Here is a 10,545-nt window from a genome sequence, read left to right as displayed (position 1 = left end):
CCCTGGACCCCTTGGACCCCCTGGACCCCCGCCGAGGAGGCGTCGTGAGCGAGGACCTGTCGAGCCTGAGCGAGGCCGACCGCCGCGCGGTGCGCTTCGCGCGCCGCTTCGACCTGCGCAACATCATCGGGACGGTGTTCGTCGTCTACGGCGCGGTCCTGCTCGTCCTGGGCGCCGTCAACGGCGAGCAGGACCGCGCCCAGGCCGCCGGCATCAGCATCAACCTGTGGACCGGCGCACCGATGCTCGTCGTGGGCGCGCTGTTCTTCGTGTGGGCGCGGCGCTCCCCGCGCCCGGTGGCCGAGCTGGTGCCCGAGCACGAGGAGGAGGCCGCCGGCCGCTGAGCCGGCCGGCTCCCCCACCGCTGGGCCGGACGGGACCGCCCCGTCACCCGTCCGGCCCAGCGCGGCTCCAGCGCGCACCCGCAGGCGCCGATGCGCTGCACGACGGGGGCCGGCGGCCCCGCGGCTCGGCAGCGGGGGGGGACGGCGGTGCAGCACCTGGTGGCGGCGGCGTTCTGCGTCTCCGCCCTGCTCAACGCGCTCACCGCGACCATCGCGTGGCGGCACCGGCGCAGCACCCCGGCCGCCACCGCGCTCGCCGGCGTCTGCGCGGGCCTGGCCGTGTGGTCCGCCGGCAACGCGCCCGTGCACCTCGTGCAGTCCCTGGCCGTGGCCCGCACCGCCACCTACCTCACCTTCGTCGGCGTCCTGGGCTGCGTGGTGGGCATGCACCTGCTGGCGCGCACGATCGTCGACCCCCACCACCGCCCCGGCCGCCGCCAGGTCGCCGGCCTCGTCGTGCCGCCGGTGCTCGTGCTCGCCGCGGTGGCCAGCGACCCCTGGCACCACCTGTTCTTCACCAGCACCGGCCACGCCGGGGACCCCCAGCACTTCTCGGTGGTCTACGGGCCGCTGTTCTGGGTGCACACCGCCTGGTGCTACGCGCTGCTGGCCACCGCCGGCGGCCACCTGGCGCGCGCCTGGTGGCGCGCCAGCGCCGTCGTGCGCGACCAGATCACCAGCGTGCTCGTGGCCGCCGCCGTGCCCGTGGTCGGCAACCTCGTCAACATCAGCAACCCCCGGCTGGCCGAGGGGCAGGACACCACCCCGCTGTGCTTCACCGTCACCGCGCTGGTCGCCGCCCACGCGGTGCTGCGCCGCGGGCTGCTACGCGTGGTGCCGGTGGCGCGCGAGGCGGTGCTGGACACCGTCACCGACGCCGTCGTCGTCGTCGACGACGGCGGCACGGTCGTCGACCTCAACCCCGCCGGCGTGCGGATGCTGCGCGCTGCGCGCCCGGACGTGCCCCAGCCGATCGGCCTGCCCGGCAGCGCCTTCCTGAGCCCCCGGGCGCTGGGCGACCTGCCCGGGCAGCACACCCGCTACACGCTGGAGTACGTGCCGGGCCTGCACCTGGACGTCACCGTCACCGCCATCGCCGACGGCCGCGGCCGCTGCCTGGGCCGCGTCGTCGTCGCCCGCGACATCACCGAGGTCGTCGAGACCCGCCGGCGCCTGGAGGACCAGCTGACCCTGGTGGAGCGGCTGCGCGCGCAGCTGCAGGAGCAGTCCGTGCGCGACCCGCTCACCGGCCTGCACAACCGCCGCCTGCTCGACGAGGCGCTGCCGGCCGCGCTGGGGCAGGCGCGCGCCACCGGGCAGCCCCTGGGGGTGCTGGTCCTGGACGTGGACCGCTTCAAGGCCGTCAACGACACCCACGGCCACGCCGCCGGGGACGAGGTGCTCGTGGCGGTGGCGCGCGCGCTGGCCGCCGGGGCGCGCCCGGGCGACGTCGTGGCCCGCACCGGCGGGGAGGAGTTCGTCGTGCTGCTGCCCGGCGCCGACGCCGCCGCCACGGGCGAGCGCGCCGAGCAGCTGCGCGCGGCGTGCGCGCGCCTGCACGTGGAGGTCGCCCCCGGCGCGGTCGTGCGCCCCACCGTCTCCGTGGGCACCGCCGTGCACCCCGGCAGCGGCACCGACGCCGCGGGCCTGCTGGCCGCCGCCGACGCCGCGGGCCTGCTGGCCGCCGCCGACGCCGCCCTGTACGCGGCCAAGGCCGCCGGCCGCGACCGGGTGGTCGCCGCAGGCTGAGCCGCACGCGGCTCGACGCGGCGGTGCTCGACCGGGCGGTGCTCCGATCGGGTCGAGCCGGGCGCCCCGCCGTGCAGCCGGGGCCCGCGCCTGCCGATCCCCACGTGGAGCGTCGGGACGGAGGGTCCGCCCCCGCGGGCGGAGGGGGTGCGGTGCGCGCGCTGGTCGTCGCGCTGTTCCTCCTGGGGGCCGCGCTCTGCACCGTCCTGGGCGTGCTGGCCTGGCGGCGGCGCGGCACGACCGCCGCCGCCGCGCCGCTGGCGCTGGTCATGGCCGGCCTGGTCACCTGGACCCTCGCCGGGCTGCCCGGTGTGCTCGGGCTGCACCTGGCGCTGCTGCCCGCCGTGGACGCCCTCCTCGTCGCCGGCGTCCACGTGGCCGTCGCCTCCTCCCGCGTGCTCTACCGCACCCTGCCGGACCCGCACTTCCGGCCCGGCCGCACCTGGCTCGCCGTGCACGCCGTCGCGGGCGGCCTGTTCACCGCCCTGGCGCTCACCGACCCCTGGCACGGCTGGTTCTTCACCGACGTGCACCTGACCGGGGACCCCGTGCACGCCGAGTGGGTGCCCGGGCCGGCGTACTGGCTGCACCTGGCGTGGACGCAGCACCTGCTGCTGGGCGGGCTCGCCCACCTCGCCCGGGCCCGGGCCGCGGCCAGCGGGGTGGTGCGCGCGCAGCTGACGGCCACGCTGGTCTCCTGCCTGGTGCCGCTGGCCGGCAGCGCCCTGGCGCTGGCGCTGCCCCGCCTGCCCGGGGGGCTGCCGACGGTCGGCCTGCTGCCGCTGTGCTTCGTGGTGAGCGGGGCCGTCGTGGGCCACGCGATGCTGCGCCGCGGGTTCCTGCGCGTGGTGCCGGTGGCGCGCGGCGCGGTCCTGGAGGCGGTGACCGACGCCGTCGTCGTCGTGGACGCCGACGGCGTCGTCGTCGACGTCAACCCCACCGGCCGCGCGCTGCTGCGGCGCGCCGCGCCGGGCCCGCTGGACCCGGTGGGCCTGCCGGCGCGGACGCTCCTCAGCGGCCGGGCGCTGCGCGAGCTGCCCCGCGGGCAGGACCGCTACCCGTTCGAGCCGGTCCCCGGGCTGCACCTGGACGTGCGGGTCACCGCCATCACCGACGGCCGCGGCCGCTGCCTGGGTCGCGTCGTCGTCGCCCGCGACGTCACGGAGCTGGTCGGGGCCCGCCGGCAGCTGGAGGAGCAGCTGCGGCTGGCCGAGCAGCTGCGCGCCCGCTTGGAGGAGGAGTCGGTGCGCGACCCGCTCACCGGACTGCACGAGCGCCGCTTCCTCACCGCCGCGCTGGGCGACGCCCTGGCCGCGGCCCGGCGCGGGGGCACCGCGCTGGCCGTGCTGGTCGTGGACGCCGACCGGTTCAAGGCCGTCAACGACACCCACGGCCACGCCGCCGGCGACGCCGTCCTCGTCGCCCTGGCGGGGGCGCTGCGGCGGCACGTGCCCGCGGGCGGCACCGCCGCGCGCTGCGGCGGGGAGGAGTTCGTGGTCCTGCTGCCCGGGGCGGGACCGGCGGCCGCGCGCGAGCGCGCCGAGGAGCTGCGCGCGGCGTGCGCGCGCCTGCGCGTGGAGGTCGCCCCCGGTGCCGTCGTGCGCCCCACCGTCTCCGTCGGCACCGCCGTGCACCCGGCCGACGCGGACGACGCCGCGGGCCTGCTGGCCGCCGCCGACGCCGCCCTCTACGCGGCGAAGGCCGCCGGCCGCGACCGGGTGGTCGCGGCCGGCGGCCTGCGGGTGGGGGAGCGCTGAGCGCTCCGCCGCGGGGCGGGGGTCAGCGCGCGGCGCGCTCGGGCCGCTCCGGGCGCCAGACCACCAGCGCGGTCGAGCGCGCCGGCGAGGGGGGCCGCTTGCCCACCGGGGTGGCGACGATGTCGCCGGCCACGCCGGCGGCGAAGATGCGCCGGGCCTGCTGGCGCACCAGGTCCACCTCGGCCTGCAGCTCCTCGATGCGCCGACCCATCGCGGTCACCTGGTTCTCCAGCTCCAGGATCCGCTTGATGCCGGCGAGGTTGACGCCGTCCTCCTGCGACAGCCGCTGCACCTCGCGCAGCTGGGCGATGTCGCGCACGGAGTAGCGCCGCCCGCGCCCGCGCGCCCGGCTCGGCGAGACCAGGCCCAGCCGGTCGTACTGGCGCAGCGTCTGCGGGTGCATCCCCGCCAGCTCGGCCGCCACGGAGATGACGAACACCGCCGCGTCGTCGTCGTAGTCGTGCACGTGCCCACCTCCTCCCGCCGTCCCCGGAACGTCGTGCGGTCCCGCGCGGGCCGTGCCCGGTGCCCCGGTGCACGGCCCGCGCGGGACCGGTGCTGCTGCGCCGCGCCGCCGGCGCTAGCTGCGCGCCCGCTCGGCCAGGCCGGCGCGGGGGTCCTCGCCGGCGGTCGCCTCCGCGAACGCCTCCACCGCCTCGCGCACGGCGCCGTCCACGCGCTGCGGGACCACGACCTCCACGGAGACCAGGAGGTCGCCGGCCTCGTCACCGGCGCGCGAGCGCTTCACGCCGCGGCCCTTCAGCCGCAGCGTGCGGCCCGAGGGCGTGCCCGGGGCCACCTTCACGCGCACGGTCGAGCCGTCCAGCGTCGGCACCTCCACCGTCGCGCCGAGCACCGCCTCGTCGAAGGAGACGGGCAGCGTCATCCGCAGGTCGTCGCCCTCGCGCTTGAACACCGGGTGCGGCTCGACGTGCACGGTGACGAGCAGGTCCCCGGCGGTGCCGCCGGGACCGGGCATGCCCCTGCCGCGCAGGCGGACCTTCTGACCGTCGCGCACGCCCTGCGGCAGGCGGGCGTTGACGGTGCGCACCGGCCCGCCGCGCGGGTCGGGCACCCGCAGCGCCACGGTCGCGCCCTCCAGCGCGGCGCGGAAGCCCACCCGCGCCGACGCCTCGAGGTCCTGCCCGCGCGCCGGCGGCGGCGGACCGCCGAACGGACCGCCGAACGGGGGCGCACCGGCACCGCCGGCACCGCCCTGGCCGAACAGCCCGCCGAGCAGGTCCTCGAAACCCGCCCCGGCGCCCGCACCGCCCGCACCGCCGGGGGTGCCGAAGCGCACCCCGCCGGGCGCGCGGCCCTGGCCGAACAACCCGCCGAGCAGGTCCTCGAAACCCGCCCCGGCGCCCGCGCCGCCGGCACCGCCGGCGGAGAAGCGGGCGCCGCCGCCGACCATCGCGCGCACGCCGTCGTACTGCCGGCGCTGCTCGGGGTCGGACAGGACGGCGTACGCCTCGCCGACCTCCTTGAAGCGCTGCTCGGCGACCGGGTCGCCCGGGTTGGCGTCCGGGTGCAGCGTGCGCGCCTTCTTGCGGTACGCCTTCTTGACCTCCGCGGCGTCGGCGTCGTGGGAGACGCCGAGCACCGCGTAGAAGTCCTTCTCGGCCCAGTCCTGCATGCTCACCGGCGTCCCCTCCTCCCCGTGCTCCCGGTCGTGGTCCCTCCCGCGGGGGTCATCCCTGCGGGTCGGCCACCGCGACGCGGGCCGGGCGCAGCACGCGCTCGCCGAAGCGGTAGCCCGGCTGCAGCACCTGCACGCAGGTGGCGACGTCGTACTCGTCGGAGTGGCTGTGCATGAGCGCCTCGTGGACCGCCGGGTCGAACGGCTCGCCGTTCTCGCCGTAGCGCTCCAGGCCGAAGCGGCCCAGCGTGGCCTCCAGCTTCTCCGCGATCGCGGAGAACGGGCCGGTGAGGTCCCCGTGCTGGCGGGCCAGGTGCACGTCGTCCAGCACCGGCAGCAGCGCCTCGGCGACGCTGGACAGCGCCGCGTTCTTCGCCACGTCCCGGTCGCGGTCCACGCGCTTGCGGTAGTTCGCGTACTCCGCGTTCAGCCGCTGCAGCTCCTCCAGCCGCTCGGCGGCCAGGGCCTGCGCGGCCTCCAGCGCCGCGTCGGCGGCGCCGTCGTCCGGGCCGCCGACGGTGGGGGCGGCCGGCTGGGCCGGCGCCTCCCCGCCCGCGGCGGGCGCCGGCTGCTCCGGCGCCTGCTCGCGGGTCAGGCCCGTCTCGGGGTCGATGCGGCGGCGGTCGCGGACGACCGGTCCCTGCGGCGCCTCGGTCTCCTCCGACATCACTTGTCCTTCTCGTCGTCGACGACCTCGGCGTCCACGACGTCGTCGTCGGCGGGCTTGGTGAAGTCCGGGCCGGCGGAGGCGCCGGCGTCGCCGCCGGCGGCGGGCTCGCCCTGGGCCTGCGCGTACATGGCCGAGCCGAGCTTCTGGCTGGCCTGCGCGACGGCCTCGGTCTTGGCCTTGATCTCGCCCGCGTCGGTGCCGTTGAGGGCGCTCTTCAGCTCCGCGACGGCCTTCTCGGTCTCCTCCTTGCCGTCCGCGGGCAGCTTGTCCGCGTTGTCGGCGAGGAACTTCTCCGTCTGGTAGACGAGGCTCTCGGCCTGGTTGCGGGCCTCGGCCTCCTCGCGGCGCTGCTTGTCCTCGTTGGCGTGCGCCTCGGCGTCCTTGACCATCCGCTCGATGTCCTCCTTCGACAGCGCGCTGCCGCCGGAGATGGTCATCGACTGCTCCTTGCCGGTGCCGCGGTCCTTGGCCGAGACGTGCACGATGCCGTTGGCGTCGATGTCGAAGGTGACCTCGACCTGCGGCACGCCGCGCGGGGCGGGCGCGATGCCGGTGAGCTCGAACGTGCCCAGCGGCTTGTTGTCGCGGGCCAGCTCGCGCTCGCCCTGGAACACCTGGATGAGCACCGAGGGCTGGTTGTCGTCGGCGGTGGTGAACACCTCGGAGCGCTTGGTCGGGATGGCCGTGTTGCGCTCGATGAGCTTGGTCATGATCCCGCCCTTGGTCTCGATGCCCAGGGACAGCGGGGTGACGTCGATGAGCAGGACGTCCTTGCGCTCGCCCTTGAGGACACCGGCCTGCAGGGCGGCGCCGATGGCGACGACCTCGTCGGGGTTGACGCCCTTGTTGGGCTCCTTGCCGCCGGTCAGCTCCTTGACGACGTTCGTCACGGCCGGCATGCGGGTGGAACCGCCCACGAGCACGACGTGGTCGATGTCGGCGAGCTTGACGTCGGCGTCGCGGATGACGGCGTGGAACGGGGCCTTGGTGCGGTCCAGCAGGTCCTGGGTCATCTGCTCGAACTGCGCGCGGGTGAGCTGCTCGTCCAGGTGGACGGGGCCGTTCTCCGTCATCGACAGGTACTGCAGGGAGATGCCGGTGCTGGTCGCCGTCGACAGCTCCTTCTTGGCCTGCTCGGCGGACTCGCGCAGGCGCTGCATGGCGATCTTGTCCTTGGACAGGTCGATGCCGTAGGCGCCCTGGACCTTCTTCAGCAGGTGGTCGACGATCCGCTGGTCCCAGTCGTCGCCGCCGAGGTGGTTGTCGCCGGAGGTGGCGCGCACCTGGATAGTGGAGAAGCCGTCCTCGTCCTTGCCGACCTCCAGGAGGGACACGTCGAACGTGCCGCCGCCGAGGTCGAAGACGAGGATGAGCTCGTCCTCCTTGCCCTTGTCCAGGCCGTAGGCGAGCGCGGCCGCGGTGGGCTCGTTGATGATGCGCAGGACGTTCAGGCCCGCGATCTCGCCGGCCTCCTTGGTGGCCTGGCGCTGGGCGTCGGAGAAGTACGCCGGCACGGTGATGACCGCGTCGGTGACGGCCTCGCCGAGGTAGGACTCGGCGTCGCGCTTGAGCTTCTGCAGCACGCGCGCGCTGATCTCCTGCGGGGTGTACTTCTTGTCGTCGATGGCGACGTTCCAGTCGGTGCCGACGTGCCGCTTGACGGAGCGGATCGTCCGGTCGACGTTGGTGACGGCCTGGCGCTTGGCGATCTCGCCGACGAGCACCTCGCCGTTCTTGGCGAACGCCACGACGGACGGGGTCGTGCGTCCGCCCTCGGCGTTGGCGATGACCGTCGGCTCGCCGCCCTCCAGGACGGAGACGACGGAGTTGGTGGTCCCGAGGTCGATGCCGACCGCACGTGCCATGGTGGGGGTCCCCCTCGTTGAGCGATTGAGTCTTCCTGGCTCAAGTCTGCGCACCGCCGGGGATCTGTCAACCCGGGGCGCACCAGACTTGAGCGCACTCGGCTCAACGGCCGGGGGGCGCCCGGTGTTCCCGCGTGCACGGGCACCCCGGGAGTGGGCTAAGGTCTACGACGCCAGCAGGGACCGGCCCACGGGCCGGCACCGGTGGGCGTGCGGACGTAGCGCAGTTGGTAGCGCATCACCTTGCCAAGGTGAGGGTCGCGGGTTCGAGTCCCGTCGTCCGCTCAGCACCGCCAGAGCCCCGGGTCCACCGACCCGGGGCTCTCGCGCTCCCCGGGCGGCGCCGCGCAACTCCCCGCGCACCGCGCCCGCCCTGCATAGGGTCGCGGCGTGGACGCTCCCGCGCGGCAGGTGCCGCTGCACTTCTCCGAGGCCTCCCGGGCCGGCTCGACGCACACCAACCTCTCCGCCGTGCGCGCCGACGGCGAGCACCTGTGGGTGGCCGGCGACGAGACCGCCACCGTCGAGCGCCTCACCGCCCACCGCGACGGCGAGGGGCGGGTCGTCGGCTACGGCGACGAGGCCAGCGTGCGCCTGGCCGACCTCGTCGAGCTGCCCGCCGGCGAGGAGGAGGAGGCCGACGTCGAGGGCATCGCCCGCCTCGGCCCCTGGCTGTGGGCCGTGGGCTCGCACAGCCTCAAGCGCAAGCGCATCCGCTCCTCCGACCCCGACGACAAGGCCCGCAAGCGCCTGGCGAAGGTGGTGCGCGAGGAGAACCGCTTCGTGCTGGTGCGCCTGCCCGTCGACCCCGCCACCGGCCTGCCCGCGCGCACCGTGCGCGAGGGGGACGAGGAGCTGACCGCCGCCGTCCTGGGCGGGCGCGGCGACTCCCTGGCCGAGCTGCTCGCCGACGACGACCTGCTCGGGCCGTTCTTCGCCATCCCCGGCAAGGACAACGGCGTCGACGTCGAGGGCATCGCCGTGCACGCCCGCGACGACGGCGAGGTGCGCGTCCACGTCGGCTTCCGCGGCCCCGTGCTGCGCGGCTGGGCCGTGGTCGCCGAGGTGCGCCCGGTCACCGACCCCGACGACCCGCACCGCCTGACGCTGGAGAAGTTCTCCAAGGGCCCCGGCGAGGGCAAGCGCTACCGCCTGCACCTGCTGGACCTGGAGGGCCTGGGGGTGCGGGACCTGTGCCCGCACGGGGAGGACCTGCTCGTCCTGGCCGGGCCGTCCATGAGCCTGTCCGGGCCGGTGCGCGTGCACCGCTGGGTGGGCGCCTGCGCCCACGACGCCGCCGCCGTCGTGCGCGCCGACGGGCTGCCGGTCGTGCTGGACCTGCCGCACGGGCGCGGGGAGGACCACGCCGAGGGCATCGCCGTGCTGCCCGCCGGCGCCCACGGCGGCGGGCACGGCGAGCAGCTCGTGGTGGTGCTGGACTCCCCCGCCGACGCCCGGCACACCACCGGCGGCGGGATGCTCGCCGACGTGTGGGACCTGCCCACCCCGTGACGGGGGCGCCCGGGCCCCTGCTGGAGGTGGCCGTGACCTCCCCCGCCGACGCCGCGACCGCCCTGGCCGCCGGGGCCGACCGGCTGGAGCTGTGCAGCGCGCTGGAGCTGGGCGGGCTGACGCCCTCGCAGGCCCTGGTGGAGGCGGCCGTCGAGGTCGCCGCCCGCGCCGGGCGCCCCGTGCACGTCCTCGTGCGCTGCCGCCCCGGCGACTTCGTCCACGACCCCGACGAGGTCGCCCTCACCGAGCGCGACGTGCGCCACGCGGTGCGCGCGGGCGCCGCCGGCGTCGTCGTCGGCGCCCTGCGCGCCGACGGCACCCTGGACACCGGCGCCGTGCGGCGCTGGGCGCGGGCCGCCCGCGCCGAGCGCGCCGGGTGCGCGGTGGTGCTGCACCGGGCGGTGGACCACGCCGCCGACCCCGTCGCGGCCGCCGCGGCCGCCGCCGGCCTCGGGCTGGACGGGGTGCTCAGCTCCGGCGGGGCGCCCACCGCGGTCCAGGGGGCCGGCGTGCTGCGGCGCGTGGCCGCGGCCAGCAGGCCCGCCACGTCGCCGGGGTCCAGCCACGCCAGCAGCAGCGCCCCGGGCACGACCAGCACCGCCAGCCGCAGCGCGGCGGTCAGCGCGGCCACCAGCGGATCCCCCTGGCCGGGCTCGCCGAGCAGCCACGCCGACCAGCCCACCGAGAGCGCACCGACGGCCCCGGGCAGCAGCCGGTGCGGCAGCGCGCGCCAGCGCTGCACCACCAGCGGCAGGCACAGCGCCTGCGCGGCGAGCCCGGCGGCCCCGGCCGCCCAGCTCGTGACGGCGAACGAGGCGGGCACCGCCAGCAGGGACACGGCCAGCAGCGGCAGCGGCCCGCAGTGCCGCACCGCGGGCCCCGGAGCGGCGCTGCGCAGCTCGGCGGGCGTGGGGGGGACCACAACCGTGTAGTTCTCCACAGCCCCCACAGGCACCCCCACAGGCTTGTCCCCAAGGTTTTGCCCACAGCTGTGGGCAGGGCTGTGGAC

9 protein-coding genes and 1 tRNA gene are annotated in these 10,545 nt (G+C 76.7%); 6 read left to right on the top strand and 4 right to left on the bottom strand.

What is annotated here, in order from left to right:
* The first annotated feature begins 44 nt into the window (after positions 1-44).
* The 3 genes from GTR00_RS06225 to GTR00_RS06215 all read left to right on the top strand — a co-directional run bounded on the left by GTR00_RS06225 (position 45) and on the right by GTR00_RS06215 (position 3,850).
* Positions 45-344, top strand: coding sequence for a hypothetical protein (locus tag GTR00_RS06225; protein ID WP_166610768.1), 300 nt, complete (start codon positions 45-47; stop codon positions 342-344).
* 147 nt (positions 345-491) lie between these two features.
* A complete protein-coding gene (locus GTR00_RS06220; RefSeq protein WP_166610767.1) occupies positions 492-2,093 on the top strand; it encodes a histidine kinase N-terminal 7TM domain-containing diguanylate cyclase in 1,602 nt (533 codons plus the stop codon).
* 152 nt (positions 2,094-2,245) lie between these two features.
* A complete protein-coding gene (locus tag GTR00_RS06215) occupies positions 2,246-3,850 on the top strand; it encodes a histidine kinase N-terminal 7TM domain-containing diguanylate cyclase (protein ID WP_166610766.1) in 1,605 nt (534 codons plus the stop codon).
* A gap of 22 nt (positions 3,851-3,872) precedes the next feature.
* Here GTR00_RS06215 and GTR00_RS24845 read toward each other — a convergent pair whose 3' ends face one another.
* From GTR00_RS24845 to dnaK, 4 genes are all read right to left on the bottom strand, one after another.
* Positions 3,873-4,253, bottom strand: coding sequence for a heat shock protein transcriptional repressor HspR (locus tag GTR00_RS24845; protein ID WP_166610770.1), 381 nt, complete (start codon positions 4,251-4,253; stop codon positions 3,873-3,875).
* Between the two features lie 177 nt (positions 4,254-4,430).
* Complete coding sequence (locus tag GTR00_RS06205) at positions 4,431-5,492, bottom strand: DnaJ C-terminal domain-containing protein (protein ID WP_166610765.1); 1,062 nt, start codon at positions 5,490-5,492, stop codon at positions 4,431-4,433.
* 49 nt (positions 5,493-5,541) lie between these two features.
* Positions 5,542-6,156: a nucleotide exchange factor GrpE gene (grpE, locus tag GTR00_RS06200; RefSeq protein WP_166610764.1), complete on the bottom strand. Its 615-nt coding sequence runs from the start codon at positions 6,154-6,156 to the stop codon at positions 5,542-5,544.
* Positions 6,156-8,024, bottom strand: coding sequence for a molecular chaperone DnaK (dnaK, locus tag GTR00_RS06195; protein ID WP_166610763.1), 1,869 nt, complete (start codon positions 8,022-8,024; stop codon positions 6,156-6,158). The genes grpE and dnaK overlap by 1 nt, the downstream gene beginning before the upstream one ends.
* A gap of 212 nt (positions 8,025-8,236) precedes the next feature.
* On the opposite strand from dnaK, the gene GTR00_RS06190 reads away from it, so the two are divergent.
* From GTR00_RS06190 to GTR00_RS06180, 3 genes are all read left to right on the top strand, one after another.
* Positions 8,237-8,309: transfer RNA gene (locus GTR00_RS06190), tRNA-Gly, on the top strand.
* 105 nt (positions 8,310-8,414) lie between these two features.
* Positions 8,415-9,536, top strand: coding sequence for a DUF3616 domain-containing protein (locus GTR00_RS06185; protein WP_323132263.1), 1,122 nt, complete (start codon positions 8,415-8,417; stop codon positions 9,534-9,536).
* On the top strand, positions 9,533-10,468 hold the full coding sequence (locus GTR00_RS06180) for a copper homeostasis protein CutC (protein WP_166610762.1): 936 nt from the start codon (positions 9,533-9,535) through the stop codon (positions 10,466-10,468). The genes GTR00_RS06185 and GTR00_RS06180 overlap by 4 nt, the downstream gene beginning before the upstream one ends.
* The last annotated feature ends 77 nt before the right edge of the window (positions 10,469-10,545 follow it).

This window comes from Kineococcus indalonis, from assembly GCF_009906395.1.
GTDB lineage: Bacteria > Actinomycetota > Actinomycetes > Actinomycetales > Kineococcaceae > Kineococcus > Kineococcus indalonis.
The sequence above is the reverse complement of the archived record's forward strand: the minus strand, read 5'-3'. Positions and strand labels throughout refer to the sequence as shown.

What these genes read in the sequence shown, in the direction of transcription:
- grpE (WP_166610764.1), bottom strand. Translation starts at nt 6,156, where the DNA reads ATGTCGGAGGAGACCGAGGCGCCGCAGGGACCGGTCGTCCGCGACCGC.
- dnaK (WP_166610763.1), bottom strand. Translation starts at nt 8,024, where the DNA reads ATGGCACGTGCGGTCGGCATCGACCTCGGGACCACCAACTCCGTCGTC.
- GTR00_RS24845 (WP_166610770.1), bottom strand. Translation starts at nt 4,253, where the DNA reads ATGCACCCGCAGACGCTGCGCCAGTACGACCGGCTGGGCCTGGTCTCG.